Annotated in this window: 12 protein-coding genes and 1 pseudogene; 2 read left to right on the plus strand and 11 right to left on the minus strand. The window is 54.8% G+C overall.

Annotated elements, in window-relative coordinates:
* Positions 1-227 precede the first annotated feature (227 nt).
* From J9880_RS23770 to J9880_RS23785, 4 genes are all read right to left on the minus strand, one after another.
* Positions 228-1283 (minus strand): LacI family DNA-binding transcriptional regulator, encoded by a 1056-nt coding sequence (locus tag J9880_RS23770; RefSeq protein ID WP_232770593.1) that lies wholly within the window; start codon positions 1281-1283, stop codon positions 228-230.
* A complete protein-coding gene (locus J9880_RS23775; RefSeq protein WP_095925490.1) occupies positions 1284-2693 on the minus strand; it encodes a sucrose-6-phosphate hydrolase in 1410 nt (469 codons plus the stop codon).
* Entirely contained in the window at positions 2690-4063 is a 1374-nt protein-coding gene (locus J9880_RS23780; RefSeq protein WP_095925491.1) for a sucrose-specific PTS transporter subunit IIBC, read from the minus strand. Before J9880_RS23780 ends, J9880_RS23775 begins: the two co-directional genes overlap by 4 nt.
* A gap of 72 nt (positions 4064-4135) precedes the next feature.
* A complete protein-coding gene (locus tag J9880_RS23785; protein ID WP_232770594.1) occupies positions 4136-5716 on the minus strand; it encodes a carbohydrate porin in 1581 nt (526 codons plus the stop codon).
* A gap of 251 nt (positions 5717-5967) precedes the next feature.
* Between J9880_RS23785 and J9880_RS23790 the strand changes: the two genes are divergently transcribed.
* Together J9880_RS23790 and bamA are read left to right on the plus strand one after the other, a co-directional pair.
* On the plus strand, positions 5968-6906 hold the full coding sequence (locus J9880_RS23790) for an aminoimidazole riboside kinase (protein WP_131693553.1): 939 nt from the start codon (positions 5968-5970) through the stop codon (positions 6904-6906).
* Positions 6907-7122: 216 nt separating this feature from the next.
* Positions 7123-9546, plus strand: coding sequence for an outer membrane protein assembly factor BamA (gene bamA, locus J9880_RS23795; RefSeq protein ID WP_232770595.1), 2424 nt, complete (start codon positions 7123-7125; stop codon positions 9544-9546).
* A gap of 245 nt (positions 9547-9791) precedes the next feature.
* Here the strand turns inward: bamA and J9880_RS23800 are convergent.
* The 7 genes and pseudogenes from J9880_RS23800 to J9880_RS23830 all read right to left on the minus strand — a co-directional run.
* Positions 9792-10151 (minus strand): annotated as a pseudogene (locus J9880_RS23800) (methionine-R-sulfoxide reductase); the annotation flags it as partial.
* 95 nt (positions 10152-10246) lie between these two features.
* Positions 10247-11617 carry an efflux transporter outer membrane subunit gene (locus J9880_RS23805; protein ID WP_232770920.1) on the minus strand — a complete coding sequence of 457 codons (1371 nt, stop codon included), beginning with the start codon at positions 11615-11617 and terminating at the stop codon, positions 10247-10249.
* A 5-nt stretch (positions 11618-11622) separates the two neighbouring features.
* A complete protein-coding gene (locus tag J9880_RS23810; RefSeq protein ID WP_232770596.1) occupies positions 11623-14733 on the minus strand; it encodes an efflux RND transporter permease subunit in 3111 nt (1036 codons plus the stop codon).
* On the minus strand, positions 14733-15872 hold the full coding sequence (locus J9880_RS23815; RefSeq protein ID WP_232770597.1) for an efflux RND transporter periplasmic adaptor subunit: 1140 nt from the start codon (positions 15870-15872) through the stop codon (positions 14733-14735). The genes J9880_RS23810 and J9880_RS23815 overlap by 1 nt, the downstream gene beginning before the upstream one ends.
* Before the next feature lie 111 nt (positions 15873-15983).
* A complete protein-coding gene (locus J9880_RS23820; RefSeq protein WP_119824678.1) occupies positions 15984-16475 on the minus strand; it encodes a PadR family transcriptional regulator in 492 nt (163 codons plus the stop codon).
* A 288-nt stretch (positions 16476-16763) separates the two neighbouring features.
* Positions 16764-17801, minus strand: coding sequence for a TRAP transporter substrate-binding protein DctP (dctP, locus tag J9880_RS23825; RefSeq protein WP_232770598.1), 1038 nt, complete (start codon positions 17799-17801; stop codon positions 16764-16766).
* 144 nt (positions 17802-17945) lie between these two features.
* Positions 17946-20363: a TonB-dependent receptor domain-containing protein gene (locus J9880_RS23830; protein ID WP_131693550.1), complete on the minus strand. Its 2418-nt coding sequence runs from the start codon at positions 20361-20363 to the stop codon at positions 17946-17948.
* Between the last annotated feature and the right edge of the window lie 242 nt (positions 20364-20605).

A 20605-nucleotide genomic window follows, 5' to 3' on the forward strand; every position in this document is an offset into this window, starting at 1 on the left:
TGTATTTTGAAACCCGTCACAGCGGGCCAGTTTAGTTAATGCTGAATATTAATTTATATGCGCGGATGTTAATTATAAGTGTGAAAATCAGTCAGGTATTTACCGTTCAGAGGCAAAATGATTAACGTGCTATGCCCCATGCAGGACCCGCGGGGGCAGCGCAGGCGGAATCCGTCAGATGATGCGAAAGAAGTATCACATCATCTTGTGGCGGCCGTATTTGATATTTATTTGTTCTGCGAGAAGTGTTGGGAACGCCAATGCAATTTTGGGGTGAGAAAGCATTGGGTTTGTGCGATGGGTTGGTCGTTCATCAGATCACTGATCATGCTGAAGCAGTGCATGGCCAGCTCTCCGCAGTCCTGCGCAACCGTGTCAATTTTCACGGACAGGGAATCGTACAGATAGTGGTCGTCAAAACTGCACAGATGGATATCGCTCTCGAGCAACTGATGCTGGCTCATATAGCGCAAAACCCCTTCCATCAGGCCACAGGAAGCCACGAAAAGTGCTTTGGGCGGACGCCCGAGTCGGGCGCACAGTTGCGCGAAAATTTCATAGCCGGAGCTCGGGTGGTAGTTGCCGTACATCACCCAGTCGGGATTCAGAGTGATACCCGCCCGCTGCAGGCCAAGCTGATAGCCCGCGAGGCGATCCCGGGTCGGAGAAATACGTGGCTGGCCGCCGAGAAAATAAAACTCATCACGCCGGGTCTGAGCGATACGTGAGACCAGTTCTGCTGAGGATTCGATGGCTTCACACACCACAATAGGTAACTGCGTGTCCTGCATATGGCGGTCGAACAAGACGACAGGTAATTGCTGGCTGATTTTTACGTATTCCGCATCATTGAGCATACTGGACGCGACAATCAGTCCGTCGACCTGACGCTGAATGAGATTGTTGACCACCATGGTTTCCTGGCTGGTGTTTTCGTCCGTACAGGCAATCAGCAACTGCATGCCGTTTTCACGACACAGCGTTTCAAGTTCGTTAGAGCAGACGGCAAAGCCATAGTTGGTCATTTCCGGCACCACCAGTCCCAGCGTGAAACTGCGGGTGACATTCAGCGAACGGGCGTGAATGCTGGGCTGATAATGATGTTCAGCCGCCACGGCGAGTACCCGATCCCGGGTGAGATCGGAGATCCGAAATTTCTTGCTGTGTCCGTTGAGTACCTGGCTGGCAGTCGATTTGGAGACGCCAGCCAGTTCGGCTATGCCACTGATAGTGATGCGTTTGGTCTTTTTCACTGCGCCATATTCTGTTGTCCGGAAAGACATTTATTCTATCACGCATTCCGCCAACGACCAGTGGCGCAGCGTAATCTGATGAGAACCCTGCAAGTTCAATTGTGCCGGTAAAACAGGGAAATAGCGTGAAGACATTACCGCTTCTCCGTCATTAATAAAAATCTCAAGGCTTGATGCGTCGCTTAACACCGTCAGCTTGTGCAACGGGCCGCGCCAGATACGCTGTTCCGGCAAGCCAGTACGCCGGTTTTTTCGCGTTAAACGCAGCCATTCGCCGTCAAAGCTGAGTGTCATGTCGCCACCTAAATCCGCGCTGAAAGCCTGTTCAGTGACAATTTCCGTCTCGGCTTTTGTGATGTCCAGAGGAGGGCAATCGCCGGCAATCCCCTGCCATTCTTTCGGGTCACGACGAAGCTTTTGCAGTTCACGTGCCGGTTTTTGCATGATTTTACCCGCCACCAGCGTCAGTTCGCGCGGGCAGGTCATGGTATGCAGCCAGCCGTTTTTCACCGTCGGCTGGAAAAATTCATCGCCGTCCGGGATACCCATCCATCCCATCAGCAGACGCCGTCCGTCATCCGTTTGCGTGGTTTGCGGCGCATAAAATTCGAATCCCAGATCCAGCTCAGTGAATTCGCCGTGCTCAAGGGTCGCATTGTCGTAATCCAGTTTTCCGACAAAATAACCGGACTGGAACGTATTCAGATACCGGTCAGATCCCGCTGCCAGACCTTGCGGACAGCAAATCAGAATCTCGTTATCTGCCAGCCGGAATAAATCCGGGCATTCCCACATGTAGCCGAATTCGCCCAGCCCGTGTAACCCTGAACCGGCAATTTCGCCCAGAAGATCCCAGGCTGATAAATCGTCAGAACGCAGCAATAACACTTTGCCCTGAAGGCTCAGGTCCTGAGCGCCCAGCACCATGTACCAGTGGTTTTCATGCCGCCAGACTTTCGGATCACGCACATGTCCGGTATAGCCTTCAGGCAGATTAAATACCGGCCCGGTTTTATCAAATTCGCCGTCTGCATTTTCGCGCGCCAGACACTGAAATGCTGTACGACTGCCATCGGGATATTTCACGTTACCGGTATAAATCAGCGTGAGCTGGCCGTTGTCTGTCACGGCTGAGCCGGAATAACAGCCGTGGGTTTCGTAGTCCTCTGAAGGTGCCAGCGCCAGCGGCTCATGCTGCCAGTGGAGTAAATCCGCCGTGCTCCAGTGTCCCCAGAATTTAGCGCCGTGCGCGCAGGCCAGCGGGTTCCATTGATAGAACAAATGGAAACGGCCGTTATGCTGAATAAATCCATTCGGGTCATTGAGCAGCCCGACCGGCGGCGCGAGATGCCAGCCGGGGCGGTACGGGTCTGCCGCCGCGTTAACCTGACCGGCTACCACGCTGCGCAGTGCTTTTTTCAGCAAACTGACTTCTGTCATTTTTCACTCTCCGTGTTGTATTTCAGCAGCAATGACAGCAGGAATGCGCTGCCGAAGGCAATCACTAAACCGATCAGGTAGCTGAGAATAGAGCTGGCCTGCACGATTGCCAGCCCCGGAATACCGGTCAGACCGACCGCCGTCATATTGACGTGCATCGCCACTACCCAGGCACCGCCGAGCGCACCACCTGCCAGTGCCGCCAGAAAAGGCTTCATGAAGCGCAGGTTGATCCCGAAGATTGCGGCTTCCGTAATACCCAGCATGGCGGAGAACGCCGAAGGCACCGCAATGGCTTTAATTTTCGCATCACGTGTTTTGAAGTAAACCGCCAGACAGGCACCGCCCTGCGCGATGTTGGCCATCGACCAGATCGGCAGCAGGAAATTCACGCCGATATTCGGGTTACCCAGTAAACCCGCTTCGATCGCATGGAAGCTGTGGTGAATACCGGTGATGACGATCACCGAATACAATCCGCCAAATATCAGCCCTGCGAACCAGCCTGCATGGGTGATCAGGGTGCTGAGAATGAAGGAGATACCGTCACCGAGCGCGCGTCCGGCCGGACCGATGATCAGGAAAGCGATAAAACCGGAAATAATCACCGTCAGGAAAGGTGTCAGGATCAGATCCAAGGCATCCGGGATCACTTTACGCAGGCGTTTTTCGATGAAACTCATGAACCACACCGCCAGCAACACCGGAAATACCGTGCCCTGATAGCCGATCATCGCAATCTCAAGACCAAAGAAATTCATGGTGTGGAAACCGCTGGCAACGCCCCAGGCGTTAGTCAGCGCCGGATGCGTCAGGATGCCGCCCAGCGTGGCACCGAGGAACGGGTTGCCGCCAAATTCCCGCGCGGCGGTGAAACCAATCAGAATTGGCAGAATGATAAACGCCGCTGAACTGAACATATCGAGCATGATAAAAATCGCGCTCTCCGGGTTGGCCCAGCCGTAGGTTTTCACCATGCCGAGCAGCCCCATCAGCAGGCCGGATGCCACAATCGCAGGAATAATCGGCACGAAAATATTCGACAACACGCGGGCGATGCGCTGGAACGGATTCAGCTTTTGCGCCGCAATATCCGCGGCTTCAGATTTACTGGATTCGCTGATACCGGCCACTTTAATGAATTCGGCGTAGACCTTGTTCACCAGCCCCGTACCAAAAATGATCTGAATCTGTCCGGCATTACTGAAACAGCCCTTAACGCCTTCAACCTGTTCGATAGCACTTTTGTTGATCAGACTGTCGTCCGCCAGCACCAGCCGCAAACGGGTGGCACAGTGTGCCGCGCTGGCAATATTGTCCTTTCCGCCCAACAGCGGAAGCAATTCAGTCGCGATTGCATTGATATTCATAGAATCCCTTAGTTTTTCATTATCATTTACGCCCGGTCTGGCCGGGCGCTTTTTTAAATCAGACCCTGCTGTTTAGAACCAAGTTTCCATCTGGATGCCGAAGTTCCACTGGCCGCCTGCCGTGAATCCGTCAGTACCAAATGAATCTGCGGAAGAATAACTGTCGAGCTCTTTGCTCCAGTCCATGTAAGTGGCGAAGAAGCGGATTTCCGGACGGCTCAGCATGTCGCTGATATCGCCGACCTTGAAGGTCGGTGCGAAGGTCAGTTTGTAGAAACCGCCTTTCACTTTGTTGTAATCGCTGTAACCCTGTGGATTGAGATCCATATACTGATAGCTGCCTTCATACGCCAGCTCGAAGTTTTCGGTAATTTGCTGGATAAGACGGGTGTTAAAGGTCAGCCATTTGTAATCATCGCCAGAGACATAACGGTCTTTGCTCTGCTGCGCCAGAACCGCCGGGGCAATACTCCAGTTTTTGCTGATCGGCGTGATGCCATACGTTGCCACACGCAGCGTACTGGCATCGTCCGTCAGCCGTCCGTCAGAGCCAAGTGCTTTCACTTCTGCTCCCAGCCCGTGCCCGTAAAGCAAGGCTGTTTTCGATGTCCCCTCGCGCAGACCGTAGAAACTGTCGCCGTGATACGCCAGCATCGTGTGGAAGCCAGTGTCCGCCGCGGTGCTGATCCCCCGGTTGCCGGTATTTTCACGATCCTGATTATTTTTGGCACGCAGGCCGCTCAGCATCCACTGGAATGGCCCGGCATAGTTGTTGGCCGTGACAATGTAGTTTTCGATGCGGGTGTCGTCGTTATTGTCGTCTTTCAGATCGTCAAAGTTTCTTCCGTAAAGCGAGAAGTTACTTTTCAGGTTATCGCCCCATTTGACGTCGTAGATCCCGCCGCCGGTACCCGCCAGGAAGATAATGTCCGAATCCAGCCAGTGAATATCGAAGTTATCGCGGTCAAAACGTTTACCCGCCCACAGTGTGGAATCTTTCCAGACCCCGGTGAACGTCGGCAGTGACCCCAGTTCGACAAACGCCTGACGGATATTTAAGTCGCTGGTCGCGCCGGTCCAGTCGTTGTAGCTGCGCTGACCATCAGCCAGCATGACTTTGTAGCGGGAGGTCGCGCCGCTGGCCATCGTCTGGTTGTGCTCCAGATTCAGTTCGACGTAGGTGTTATTTTCGTTACCCAGACGCCCGACTGCACCGCCTGTTTGTCCGGCTGGCGTGACGTACGGGCCACTTTCCGTTGAGGTGCCAGAATCATTCATGATCACGCCGGAACGGGCATAACCACTGAATTTAAACCCGCTGTTATCACTGCTGTTGCTTTTGGCATTGCCGGCTAACGTTTCGGTGCGTTTAGCCACATCGGCAGTTTGCTGCTGGTTGATTTCAGCCGTCTTCGCCACCTGACGGGTTTGCTGTTCGTTGCTGGCGGTGCGTGTCTCAAGTTGTTTAACCTGGTGTTCTGCCTGCGTAGCACGGGCTTCGGCCTTAGCGGCGCGGCTTTCGGCGAGTTGTAGTCGTTTTTCCATCGCCGCAAAGCGGGCTTCAATTGCACTGGAAGAAAGATCGGCTCCCTGGGCGGCAGAAGAAAGAATAAGTCCAATAGCAACAGCAAGATAGCGAGGTTTGATCATCATTTTTATCCCTTCAGAGGAAGTTTAATTATTATGGGAAAACCATTTTGCTAAATTGCTAAACTGGTTTTCCTGAGCACAATAAGCACTCCGCCTGTGTTTAGGCAACGAAGTTCACCAGTCTTGTCGTGAAATTGTGATCCTGTTGGCAATTCGATCTTTGATTCCGAAAATTCATTTGCGCTTGATTAGCTAAACCGGTTCTTCTATTTTATCCACAGACGATTTATCAGGATTTATAAAAGGGAATGAAGATGAATAACCGGATTTGGGTGTTGGGCGATGCCGTGGTGGATTTGATCGCCGAAGAAGATGGCCGCTTATTAAAATGCCCGGGAGGGGCACCCGCCAACGTTGCCGTCGGTGTTTGCCGTCTCGGTGGCGACAGCGCCTTTATCGGCCGCGTGGGGGATGATCCGTTCGGCAGGTTCCTGATGAAAACGCTCCGCGATGAAGGAGTCAATACTGATTGCATGATGTCTGACCCGCATCACCGCACTTCCACGGTGGTGGTGGAAAACGACGCTGACGGCGAGCGTTCCTTCACATTTATGGTGCGTCCGGGCGCGGATTTATTCCTCCAGGCCACCGACATTCCGGCGTTTAGCGCAGGACAGTTTTTACACTTGTGTTCGATTGCGCTCTCCGCAGAACCGTCACGGTCTTCCGCCTTTCTGGCAATGGCAAAAATAAAAGCGGCAGGCGGTTATGTCTGTTTTGATCCCAATATCCGCCATGACGTGTGGCCTGATGAAGCGCAATTGCGCGAAAACCTTGCCCGCGCCTTGTCGCTGGCGGATGTCATTAAAATCTCGGAGGATGAACTGGAATTTCTGACCGGTGAATCGCTGCTGTCGGAAGGAATGCTGCGCCTGTGCGATCGCTATAATCCCGAAATGTTGCTGGTCACACAGGGTAAACATGGCGTGTCGGTTTACCGGAAGAAAAATGCCAGCCTGAAGCATTATCCGGCACCCGAAGTGCGGGCGGTGGATACTACCGGGGCAGGAGATGCCTTTGTCGCCGGGTTGCTGACCGGACTGGCGCAGCACTGGCCGCTGGCGTCGGACAACATTTGTCACCCCATCATTCATCAGGCGCTGGCCTGCGGGGCGCTTGCCACTACCGCCAGAGGCGCAATGACCGCATTACCTGACAGCGCGACCTTAAAGGCGTTTTCCTCTCACGGGTAACCGGGTCCGACGACGTTGCCCGTACTGCAACTGTTCATCCGCCGAAAATAACGTAAGTAATGCGTAACAGAACGTCCTGTTTTACGAAAATCAAATCTGTGCCGCTGAACCTCCTATATTGCCGGCAGTCTGTTAGCGAGGTTATTTCTTCTGATAGCAGAATCTTTCCGTTAACAGACACTTTTTGTTAGTAGTAAAACGGCGAGCACGGATCACATGACAATGAAAAAATTACTCCTGGCGTCACTGCTGTTCAGCAGCACCTCGGTTTTCGCTGCTGACAGCTTTGTTGTCAGGGATATCCACGTTGAAGGGCTACAGCGGGTCACGGTGGGCGCGGCGTTACTAAGCATTCCCGTCCGGGTGGGCGATTCGGTCTCCGATGACGATATCAGCCAGACCATCCGCGCGCTGTTCGCGACCGGCAACTTTGATGATGTGAAGGTGCTGCAGGACGGTAATACCCTGATTGTTCAGGTGAAAGAGCGGCCAACCATCGCGAGCATTACCTTCTCCGGCAACAAAGCCATCAAAGACGAGATGTTGCAGCAAAACCTGGAAGCCTCAGGGATCCGCGTCGGCGACGCGCTGGACCGCACCACCATTTCGTCGATTGAGAAGGGGCTGGAGGATTTCTACTACAGCGTGGGCAAGTACAGTGCCAGCGTAAAAGCCGTGGTCACGCCGCTGCCGCGTAACCGTGTGGATGTAAAACTGGTCTTTACCGAAGGCATGTCGGCCAAAATTCAGCAAATTAATATCGTGGGGAATAGAGCCTTCACCACTGACGATTTAATCGCCCATTTTCAGCTGCGCGATGAAGTGCCGTGGTGGAATGTGATTGGCGATAAGAAATATGAAAAACAAAAACTGTCCGGCGATTTAGAAACGCTGCGCAGTTTTTATCTCGATCGCGGTTATGCCCGTTTTAATATTGATTCCACGCAGGTCAGTTTAACGCCGGATAAGAAAGGCATTTATATTACCGTCAATATGACGGAGGGTGAGCAATATAAAATTTCCGGCGTGGTGGTCAGCGGCAGCATGGCCGGTCATACGTCAGAAATCGAAGCGCTGGCCGCCATTCCTGCCGGGGAGTTGTACAACGGCGCGAAGATCACCAAAGTTGAAGGCGATATTAAAAATCTGCTGGGGCGCTACGGTTATGCCTATCCGCACGTCACCACACAAAGCGACATCAATGACGCGGATAAAACCGTGAAACTGAGGATCAGTGTGGACACCGGCAACCGGTATTCGGTGCGCCGCATCCGTTTTGAAGGCAATGACACGTCTAAAGATGAAGTGCTGCGCCGCGAAATGCGTCAGATGGAAGGCGCGTGGCTGGGCAACGATCTGGTGCAGAAAGGCAAAGACCGCCTCAACCGCACCGGCTATTTCGACACGGTGGATGTGGATACGCAGCCGGTGCCGGGATCTTCCGATCAGGTTGATGTGGTGTACAAAGTGAAAGAGCGTAACACCGGCACTTTCAACGTGGGCGTGGGGTACGGCACCGACAGCGGAATCAGTTATCAGTTGGGCGTGACGCAGGATAACTGGCTCGGCAGCGGTAACACGGTCAGTTTCAGCGGTACGCGTAACTCGTACCAGACCTATGTCGAAGTCTCGGCGACCAACCCGTATTACACGGTCGATGGCGTCAGTCTTGGCGGCAAAGTGTTCTACAACCACTACGACGCGGAAGACGACGATCTGGCGGCGTACAACCTGCAAAGTTACGGCGCAGGCATGAATCTGGGGCTGCCGGTCAGCGAAAACAATACGCTGAATCTGGGGCTGGATTACGTCCACAGCACGCTCACTGACATGGAGCCACAGGTGGCGGTCTGGCGCTATCTTAATGCCAGCGGCGTCAAGCCGGGGCTGGTCACCACCTCCACCAACAGCGATGCCGAGCTGCGCACCAACGATTTCTTCGCCAGCGTCGGCTGGGCGTATAACGACCTGAACCGTGGCTTCTTCCCGTCTTCCGGTACCCGCGCCAGCCTGGCCGCCAAAGTGACCACGCCTGGCTCGGACGACAGTTATTACAAAATCACTTTCGATGCTAACCACTACATTTCGCTGAGTGACACATCAGACTGGGTGCTGATGGGCCGTGCCAAAGCCGGTTATGCGGCAGGCATCGGCAGCAACGAGGTGCCGTTCTACGATAACTTCTATGCGGGCGGTTCCAGCTCGGTGCGCGGCTTCTCGTCCAACACCATCGGGCCGAAAGCGGCGTATTACAAATGCAGCAGCGCAGACAGTTCGTATTCCACCTGTCCGGTGAGCAAATCCACCGATGCGGTGGGCGGGAATGCGATGGCGATCGCCAGTGCGGAATTGTATGTGCCGACACCGTTTATCAGCGAGAAATACGCCAGTTCGGTGCGGACGTCATTGTTTGTTGATTCCGGCACTGTCTGGGACACCAAATGGCAAAACACGGCGGCCACCGAGGCGGCGGGTATTCCGGATTACAGTGATCCGATGCATATCCGTGTTTCCAGCGGTATTGCATTGCAATGGCAATCACCACTCGGCCCGCTGGTATTTTCTTATGCCCAGCCGCTGGTGAAATATGAAGGCGACAGCGCGGAACAGTTCCAGTTTAATATTGGTAAAACGTGGTAATACTATACGGGACTTACGAAGTTATTACTTTATACAGACGTAATGAGAATAGAAACAAAATCTGATCTCATTATAATACCGGCATGATGTTTAAGAGCAACCCGTAACGGGTAAACATCATGCCATTATAATATACTGTTGGAATTCTTCCTTTTAAGGGCTGTCCCTGTACGGCCCTTTTTTTTTATTTGTTTTTTACCACAAATAAAATATCGTGTTTATTCCACCGGATGATAATTCCCTTGTTCATCGGCACTTTCAAATATCATGGAGACGGAATTCACACAGTGACGCAAATTCTTCTCGGTTAAATATTCCCCCTCAAACACATGTCCCAGATGTGCCTTGCAGTTAGCACAGACAATTTCCGTTCTGCGGCCATCGGCATCCGGCACACGTTCTACCGCGCCCGGAATTTCATCGTCGAAAGCGGGCCAGCCGCAATGGGATTCAAATTTATGTTCTGAAGAATACAGCGGGGCGGAACATCGTTTGCAGACATAACGGCCCGGTGAAAAATGGTCGTTATACTCGCCGGTATTCGGGCGTTCTGTCCCTTTGTTTTCAATGACAAAACGTTCAAAATCATTCAGTTCTCTGTTCATTATATTCGCTCCTGGCAGGTGACATTGCAGCTCTATAGTGTAGCGCTATATTGGCGCGACACATAAAGCTGCAAGTGCCCTCAGGCCCTCCGGTGCTATTTCACGCCGCCCCCCAATGATTGCCACAGGGTAATGCGGTTCTCAAAATCCGTCTGTTGCAGGGCGATCAGATCGGTCTGCGCCGACCACAGCGAACGCTGGTCAGTCAGCACCGTCAGATAATCTCCCGCGCCGGTTTCATAACTGCGGCGCGCCAGATCGTAACTGCGCTGTGCTGACGCGACGTACTGCTGCTGGGCATCCATCTGCTCGCTGAGTGTGGCGCGGCGGGCGAGGGCGTTGGCGACATCCTTAAAGGCGCTCTGAATGGCTTTTTCATAGGCGGCAATCAGCCCCTTTCTCTGGGCTTCGGCGTAGCGCAACTGCGCGGTATTACTGCCACCGGTAAACAGGGGCAGCGTCAGGCTGGGGGCGAATGACCAGACGTTGGTGCCGTGACTGAACAGGTTCGACAGCGAGGTGCTGCCGACGCCTGCGCTGGCAGTCAGCGACAGCGTCGGGAAGAAATTCGCCCGCGCCGCGCCGATATCTGCATTTGCACCTTTCAGGTTGTGCTCCGCTTCCTGCACGTCAGGACGGCGCAACAATAAGGAGGAAGACACCCCGGCGGGCACCAGCGCGATGGCCTGCGGAGTGAGTTCCTCCAGCGTACTCGGCAGCAGGTTTTGCGGCACAGTGTCACCCACCAGCAGATTCAGGGCGTTGATGTCCTGTGCAACCAGAGTCTGATAGCTGGCAACACTGGCGCGCGCCTGCTGATAAATCGCCATCGAAGAACTGACATCCGGCCCCGAGGCGACGCCTTCTTTCTGGCGCAGTTGCGTGATGCGCAGCGAATCCGCCGCACTTTTCAGGGTGTCCTGCGCCAGTTTAAGATTGCTGTTGTCCGCCGCCAGCGTGATCCACGCGGTGCTGGTTTCTGAAATCAGCGTCAGGCGGGTGTTCTGTGCGGTCGATTCGCTGGCAAGCCAGGTTTCTTTGGTCGCCGTGCTCAGGCTGCGGTTACGGCCAAACAGATCGATTTCAAAACTGCTCACCGCGCCGTCAGCGGTGGCCGTACTGCTGACCCCCGCATCCTGCGTCCGGCTGCGGGTTTGCGTCAGATCGGCGTCCAGCGTCGGGAACAGACTGGCGCGTTGTTCGCCATACAGGGCTTTGGCGGATTCGATATCGGCGATGGCTTCCTGCATGTCGCGGTTGCTGGTCAGCGCCTTCGCGACCACGGCGTTGAGACGCGCATCGGTCATGATGTGCTGCCAGTCGCTCAGCACCGTGGTGGCCGCAGGCTGCGTGCCCTGCGCAGGCCAGACGGCAGGCACCGGCGCGGAAGGGCGCTGATAATCAGGATCCAGCGAAATACAGCCCGCCAGTAACAGTGACAGCGAAATAATACTCAGACGAAAAATCATGCTTACTCCTGCGCGTCTTTATGACCGGTGAAGACTTTCTTCACCAGCACGAAGAACAGCGGAACAAAGAAAATAGCCAGTAAGGTGGCCGTCACGGTGCCACCAATAATGCCGGTACCGATGGCGATGCGGCTGTTCGCCCCTGCACCGGTCGCGACCGCCAGCGGCAGCACCCCGGCGATAAAGGCCAGCGAGGTCATCAGGATCGGGCGCAAACGGGTGCGGGCGGCGGAAAGCGCGGCGGCGGTAAGGGTGCTGCCTTGTTTCAATGCCGCTTCGGCGAACTCAACAATCAGAATGGCGTTCTTCGACGACAGGCCGATGGTGGTCAGTAGCGCCACCTGGAAATAGACGTCGTTATTCAGCCCGCGCAGTTCGGCGGCAAGGGAGGCGCCAAGCAGGCCGAGCGGGATCACCAGGATCACCGAGAACGGCACGGACCAGCTTTCGTACAGCGCGGCGAGACACAGGAAGACCACCAGAATCGAGATGGCATACAGGCTGAGTGCCTGCCCGCTGGCGAGCTTTTCCTGCAGGGACAATCCGCTCCACGCCCAGGTTGAACCGGTGGGTAATTTATCCGCCAGCGCTTCCATTTTTGCCATGGCCGCACCGGAACTGTAACCGTCGGTGTTTTCGCCCTGAATTTCGTAGGAGGTCGAACCGTTATAGCGTGCGAGGCTTTCCGGGCCGTAGGTCCAGTGCGTGGTGGCGAAGGCGGAGAACGGCGTCATGCTGGTGCCGTCGCTGGTGCGCACAAACCATTTATTCAGATCCGCCGGTTTGGATCGGAACTGGCTGTCGCCCTGGATATACACTTCCTTGACGCGGCCGCGATCGACGAAATCATTGACGTAGGTGCCGCCCCACGCGCTGCTCAGGGTGGCGGTGACGTCGCTGAGCGTCAGCCCGAGCGCCACGGCTTTGTTGTTGTCGATATCAACCTGAAGCTGTGGCATCTGCGGCAGATCGTTGGCGCGAACCGATTGCAGTTCCGGACTGTTTGCCGCCATGGCCAGCAGTTCGGTGCGCAGTTTCAACAGGTCGGCACGGCTGGTGCCGCCGGTGGACATCAGTTCAAAGGTGAAGCCGTTGCTTTGCCCGAGACCGTCGACGGAAGGCGGCGTCATGGCAATCACGTTGGCATCGCGGATCACGGACAGATCCTGCATTGCGCGACCGGCGACGGCCTGCGCGGTGTTGGCGCTACCCGGTCTGTCATCCCAGTTTTTCAGCGACACAAACGCCATCCCGGCATTCTGCCCGCTGCCGCTGAAGTTAAAGCCGGTGATGGTGAAAATGACGTTGGTATTGGCTTTTTCGTTGTCGAGGAACCACTGCGTTACGCGTGAGTTGACGGCCTGCGTGCGGTTAGCGGTGGCTCCGGCGGGCAGGGTGTATTGCACCATCACTTCGCCCTGATCTTCTGACGGCAGGAAGCTGGTCGGCAGTTGCCACATCAGCACGCCCATCAGCGCCGCCATCGCACCGTAAATCAGCACCATCACCACCGGACGGCGCTGCACATGGGTGACACCGTTTTCGTAACGTTGTTCGGTGCGTGAATACAGACGGTTGAAGCCGCCGAAGAAACCGGTCGTCGCCTGCGGTTTATGACGCAGGAACGCGCCGCACAGCGCCGGAGTCAGGGTCAGCGCCACCACCACCGAGAGCATCATGGCGGAAATAATGGTGACCGAGAACTGGCGGTAGATCACGCCGGTGGAACCGCCGAAAAACGCCATTGGCAGGAACACGGCGGAGAGCACCAGCGCAATTGCCACCAGCGCACCGGAGATTTCCCCCATCGATTTTTCGGTGGCGTCGCGGGCGGAAAGCCCTTCATCACGCATGATGCGCTCGACATTTTCCACCACCACGATGGCATCATCCACCAGCAGCCCGATCGCCAGCACCATGGCAAACAGCGTCAGGGTGTTTATCGAATAGCCGAACAGCGCCAGCACGCCGAATGTGCCGAGCAGCACCACCGGCACCGCCAGCGCCGGGATCAGCGTGGCGCGCAGATTCTGCATAAACAGGTACATCACCACGATCACCAGCACGATGGCTTCGATCAGCGTTTTGATCACGTCTTCGACTGAGACTTTGATGAATTCGGTGCTGTCTTTCGGGTAGGCGACATCGTAGCCTTTCGGCATGCTGCGCTGGTATTCGCTGATGGTGTTTTTCACCAGCGTGGCGGTGTCGAGCGCATTGGCACCCGGCGATAACATCACCGCCATGCCCGCTGCCGGATGGCCGTTCAGCTGAGAGGCGGCGGTGTAATCTTCGCTGCCCATTTCGACGCGGGCGATATCACTGATGCGCACCACCGCGCCGCCGCTGTTACCTTTGACGATGATATTGCGGAACTGCTCCGGCGTTTGCAGACGTGATTGCGCACGCACGGTGGCGGTCAGTTGCTGGGAATCTGAAGAGGGCAGGCCGCCAATTTTACCGGCGGAGATCTGCACGTTCTGCGCTTCGATGGCGGTTTCCACATCTGACGGCATCAGGTCATAGGCCGCCAGTTTGGTCGGATCCATCCAGATGCGCATGGCGTATTCCGCGCCAAACACCTGCAAACTGCCGACGCCGCTGACGCGCGCCAGCGGATCCTGCATATTACTCACCAGCCAGTCGGCGATATCCGAACTGCTGGCCTTGTCGGTTTTGTCGTACACCGCCATGATCAGCAGGAAGCTGGACTGCGATTTAGTGACCGTTACCCCGGCTTCCTGCACTTCTGTCGGCAGACGCGATTCCGCCTGCTGAACTTTGTTCTGCACCTGCACCTGTGCGGTATCGGCATTCGTGCCCTGTTTGAAGGTGACGGTGATATCCACCGAGCCGTCGGAACTGCTGCTGGAGCTGAAATAAAGCAGATTATCCAGCCCGGTCAGCTGTTGTTCGATGACCTGCGTGACGCTGTTTTCCAGGGTTTCGGCATTCGCACCGGAGTAGGTGGCTTTGATTTTGACTGACGGCGGCGCGACGTCCGGATACTGCGCCACCGGCAGGGTGCGGATCGCCATAATCCCGGCCATCATGATCAGAATGGCAATCACCCAGGCAAACACCGGGCGACGCACAAAGAAGCGGGAGAACATCAGGCAGCTCCTTCTGTGCTTTTGGTGGCGGTATTCTTCACTTCAACCGCTTTCACCGTATCGCCCACGGTGACCTTGTCGTTGCCTTCCACCAGCACGCGGTCACCGGCCTGCAAGCCTTTGACGATCAGCCAGTTTGTGCCGGTGGCTTCACCGGTTTCCACATCACGTTGTTCGACTTTACCGGCGGCGGTGACCACCAGCGCGGTGGCATCACCTTTGGCATCCCGCGTGATGCCCTGCTGCGGCGCGAGTATGGCGTTTTCAATCACGCCTTCATCCACGTCGGCGCGGATAAACATGCCCGGCAGCAACACGTGTTTCGGATTGGGGAACACGGCGCGCAGGGTGACGGAACCGGTGGCTTCATCTACCGCCACTTCAGTCAGTTCGAGACGGCCTTTTTCCGGGTACACCGAGCCGTCTTCTAATGTGAGCGTGACACCCAGCGCCTCGCTGTTTGCGGCCACCGCACGTTTACGCAGGCTGAGCAAATCCGCGCTGGAGCGGGTGAGATCGACATACATCGAATCGAGATTGCGTACCGTTGCCAGCGCGGTGTCCTGCGCGGCGGACACCAGTGCGCCCGGCGTGACCGAAGAGATCCCGATACGCCCGGCAATCGGCGAGGTGACCCGCGTCCAGTCGAGATTGATTTTTGCCGCTTCCAGCGCGGCGACTTTTTCATCGACGCTGGCGCGGTCTTCGGCACAGGCCGACTGCGCGTCTTCCGCATCCTGTTGTGACACGCCTTGCTCTTTCACCAGCACCGCATACCGGCGCGCTTTCTGGCAATCAGAGAGCACCAGCGCATTGGCACTTTTCAGCGCGGCCGCCGCCTGATCGTAAGTGGCTTTGTACGACGACGGATCAATCTGATACAACGCCTGACCGGCTTTCACCGTATCGCCTTCCATGAATAAGCGTTTCTGAATAATGCCGCCGACCTGCGGGCGGACATCCGCCGTCAGCGTGGCGGTGGTGCGTCCGGTTAATTCGCTCACCAGATTGAAAGGCTGTGCTTTTAAGGTGACGACGCCCACTTCAGTGGGCGCGGCGGCAGGTGGAGCGGCTGGTGAATTATCACAACCGCTCAGTGCGAAAAGCATAATTAAGCAGGAAGGTCTTAATAAAGGCATTTTGGTGTCCGTAAATAATAACAAGAGAATAAAAGGCAAAAGGCGTCCCGGCTGTTTTATCGAAATAAAACAGTCAGGTTGTCGTCAGGTTTATTTAAAGAATCAGCTTATTTATAAGTCATGAATTTTCTTCGTGACCTCGTTGATATAGTGAATGATCAGATCATATTTTTCCGGCGTAATATCACCGTTATAGTCTTTGGTCCGTACGGTAATTTTTAAATTCTCGATGGCATAAATCATTTCAGGCGCAGGGGGCGGGTTATTCTCAATCACGCGGGTTTTCATTTTTTCTTCTATATCGCGGATTTCGTTTCTTCTGGCTGCCAGAAATTCAGAACCGGCAGAGGTCATGGAAAATTGTTTTTTTCCGCCTTCGATTTCCGCCGCCGTGGCAAAACCGCGTTCGACAATCTGCGACAGGATCGGGTAAATCACGCCGGGGCTGGGGATATAAGCCCCCATCGAATAGCCTTCAATCGTTTTGATGATTTCATAGCCGTGCGCCGGGTTTATCTGGATCAGATGCAAAACGAACAGCGTCAGTTCCTGACGGGTGAACAGTTTGCTTTTACGCCGTGCGGCAGGTGCAGTTCCGCTCATGTTTTCTCTCCTTCCGTTATTCCCGATGGCCTCAAGATATATCTTGTGGGTTTTCGGGGCAAGCCGGTGTCAGGGCGGGAAAATTACGTAAGGATAGTGTTAACCGGTTGTTTTACATCGACTAAATAGCCACTGCGTGGGTAAGGGGAAACGGCCTGCTGACACTTCTTAACACTCGGGAAGGCGGCTAACTCCCTGATTTACCGATGAACGGCAAAAAGATGCCCTCCTGCTCTTTTTGCCGTGTAAGCATTGCGAAAAAGTCATAGTATTGTGACGGTGTCACGTTTATTTCATCACGTCTGCCATGATTTTACTGACTTGTTGCAGGGCGGGGGCGGCATCCTCAACGCCAGCGGCTTGCTGCTCCTTCACCCAACGGGCCTGACTTTCCTGATAGCGCGTCACTTTCTGCCAGTGCATGATCTCGCTGTGTTGCAGGATGCGGACCTTTGCGCCGTCTTTTCGCAGGGCGGCCAGCTGGGGTTCAAAATGCTTATCCATCACCGAACCGGCCGTTTTACGGGCGATGTCAGCGGCGCGGGTGATGGCGTCTTTATCTTCCTGCGCCAGTCCGTTCCAGACCTTCTGATTCATCACCAGCAGGTAAACATGACCGAGCCATAGCTCTTTCGAGACTAAGACGTCGGGGGCCATTTTGTGGACTTTGAGGTCGTAACCGCTGTCGACATTAACCATGATGCCGTCGAGTTGTCCGGTCTTAAACGCATTGACCGTTTGCTTGCCCCACGGCATGGTCACCGGCGTCGCGCCCGCATTACGCAGGAAATCCTGATGCCAGAAACTGGCTGAACGCCAGGTGGTGCCTTTAATATCCTGAAGGTTTTTTAGCGGATGCGTGCTGAAAAAGGCCACCGGATAACCGGTAGCGGGAAAGAGATTTACCACACCGTTTTGTTTCAGCTCAGCGGAGAAGGCCGGGATTTCCGCATAAACGCGGCGGAAGAATTCTATCTGTTTGTCACCGGACGGGCCGACCGGAAAACTTTTGAAAACCTGATGCAGCGGCAGATCTTTGGCCGCATATTCCGGCACCACAATGCCGATATCGGCGGTGTTGCCCTCACGTATCGTGCGAAGTGCGTCGTAGCCGGTGGAGAGTTCACCGTTCCAGTGGTCTTCAATTTTCAGGCGACCCTGGGATTCTTTTTCAATCGCGGGGAAAAATACGTCCTTTATAAAGCGGGTGCGCATGGCCCCCAGAGGTTCGTGATCGGTGTAGCGCAGGGTTGTGGTGGCGCAGACGCCTGCCGGTAACAACAGCAGCGCCAGTGCGAGGGTCAGGGGCTTTCTGATTAATTCCATGTAATCTCTCGTTAAAAGGGGAAATACCGGTGCTCATTCTAACGACAGGGCGAAAGGTGAACCGTGCGGACGGACAGGAAGGTGCAAAAAAAAAGCGCCATGTTTGCACATGACGCCTGTGGTGTTGCGGGGGGTTAACGAAGATTAGAAATCGACGTTCACGCCCAGCTGGAAGCTGCGACCCGGCATCACGGCCAGAGCTTTGTTATAAGCATCCTGGTTGGTGGTGTCGGTCAGTGTGCGGCTGCTCAGATAATCCCAGTATTTGCGGTCGGTGATGTTATAGACGCCACCGCTGAGTTTGACGTTCTTAGCGACTTTCCAGTACGCCGTCGCATCCACCATGCCATAACCCGGCACGTTCATGTATTCGGTGGTGGAGCTGGTCAGTGCGGTACCGCTGTTGGTGTAGCTCTGGCGGCTGGTCGCTTCGGCTTTTTTGCCTTTCACGAAGGTGGCTGTCAGTGCGGTTCCGTAAATTCCTGATGGATCATCCCATGCCACGCCGGCCACAAATTTCATTGGCGGTACGCTGTCGAGGTCAACGTATTTGTCGCCTTCGTAGCTGGATTTAGACTCACCTTTGGCATAGCCCAGTGCGAAGCTGGTGCTCAGGCCGTCGACGCTGCTGAACCAGGTACCGTAGTTGATTTTGGTACTCAGATCGCCCCCGTAGATAAAGGCTTCATCGCGGTTTTCTGCCTGATAAATCGTATAAATATTGGAAGGCACGTTGGTGAACATGCCCGGGCTGCCCGCACGGGTGTAACGGGTGTTAGCAATGAAGTTTTTGTAGGTGTTGTAGAACACCGACGTCTTGAAGGTCACGCCTTCCGTCGCTTCACCCTTCATGCCCCACTCGAAGTTATTGCTGGTTTCGGTCTTCAGGTTGGTATTACCGATCAGCGCATATTGCTGGGAACCGGCGTAAGAAGAGCCAAGGTTCCATGAGCCATAAAGCTGGCTGGCATCCGGGAACTGGGCGCCACGACGGTATTGCAGGTAAGTCATCAGCTTAGGCGTGATGTCATAGGTAAATGCCAGAGACGGCAGAACCTGCGTATCCGTGTTGGCTTTCCCGTACAAAGTGGAAACCTGATCTTCAGATACCGTGCTGTTCGACAAATCGGACAGGTCTTTGGCTTTGGTGTTCTGATAGGCCACACGCACCGCCGGAACGATGGAGAAGTTATGGCCATCGAGGTCAAACTTCATGGTGTCCTGCAGGAAGCCGCCGAGAGTATAAGAACGGCTGTTCGCTTCCGGCTGCATGATGGTGGTGTAAACACTCTGATCCGGGCTTTCGCGGAACGGACGTTCCGTATTCGACATACGGGCGTTGAGACCGGCGCTCAGTTCATGACGACCCAGCGTTTTCAGCCAGCTGGTTTCCCCGCCGAAGGTGTTGACGTCATAGTTGGAGTAGACGTTCATCATCTCGCCGCTGGAATTCGGCATGTAGGTGTTGTCGTGCGCCTGGGTGTACTGGTAATACACTTTGGACACCACGGCATCCGCGTAATCGTTGAACGGCGTCCATTCGTCTTTCAGGCTCGCGCCCCAGCGGCGGGTGTTACTTTGCTGCTGTGCGGTGCCGATAATGCTACTGCCCGCGCTGTTCCAGGTGTCGTAATGGGTGTGGTTCACTTTTTCGTAGTAATCCAGCGTGCCGGTGACTTTATGTTCGTCATTTGGCTGCCAGATCACAGAGGTCATGATGGCGTCAGAGTGCCAGTTTGCCGGGTAGGCGTCGTGCGTACCGCTGTTATTTTCGGTTTCCTGTCCGTCGCGGCGGCTGATGGCAATCAGGCCACGCAGGGTTTCGTCACCGGCAGCGGCAGTGATGCCGTTGTGCCAGGAACGGTCGGAAGAATCATAATCTGACTGGTAACCGAAATAGGTTTCCTTGCCCGGACGCAGGTAATCGTCGGCGGATTTTGGCAGGAAGGAAACGGCACCGCCGATGGAGGAATTGGCGCGATCGGCAGAGGTGGCGCCGGATTCGATATCGACCTGACCGTAAATGTACGGGTCGATGTAATCACGGCCAATGCCGGATGTCCCCAGACCTGCGCGGCTGGCATAGCTGCGGCCGGTGGCATTGGGTTGCGGGATGCCGTCAACGTCAATGCCGACGCGGTTGCTTTCCAGACCACGAATGTTGTAGCCGGTGTAACCGTTGCGGTCGAAACCGCTTTTGCCGTTGCCGGAGCCGCCGCTGGAGCCGGTCGCGGTGATCAGCGGCTCATAACGCATAATGGTGCCGAAATCATTCCCGCCACGTTTTTGCATATCGGCGGCCGTGATGGTGGTTTTCGAGCCCGGTTTTTTATCCGGCATCGTTTCCGTGACGGTCATGACTTCTTCATTGTTCTGCGCCAGATCCTGTGCAGTACGCACCGGCTTTTTCTTGATGGCCTCAGAAGATGGCGTGTTGCTGGCGGTAAGATCGGTGTTGTTTTTAACTGCGTCCGCTGCATTAACGTTGAAGGTGGTGGTGAGGATCGTCCCCATGAAAATGACGTTTTTCACCAAACCCTGCTGTGTAAAGGATTTGAACATTTGTTATGTGTCCTGCACTGATTTTTTAAGTTCTGCTCGCATGTACTGCCTTTCGACAAATCAGACGCGCTGGTCATCTGTTTAAAATCTTCCATGAAAAAGCCCTATTCCTTATAAATTATGGGTTTATTTTAATGCATTACCCATTTGAGCTTTGTGCGAATGATAATGATACTGATAATTGTTATCAACAAAATGATAAAGAAAAATGCGTTCCTTAACGAAATCTTTGCACTACGTTC

The sequence above is a fragment of the Rahnella victoriana genome (assembly GCF_021276285.1).
GTDB lineage: Bacteria > Pseudomonadota > Gammaproteobacteria > Enterobacterales > Enterobacteriaceae > Rahnella > Rahnella victoriana.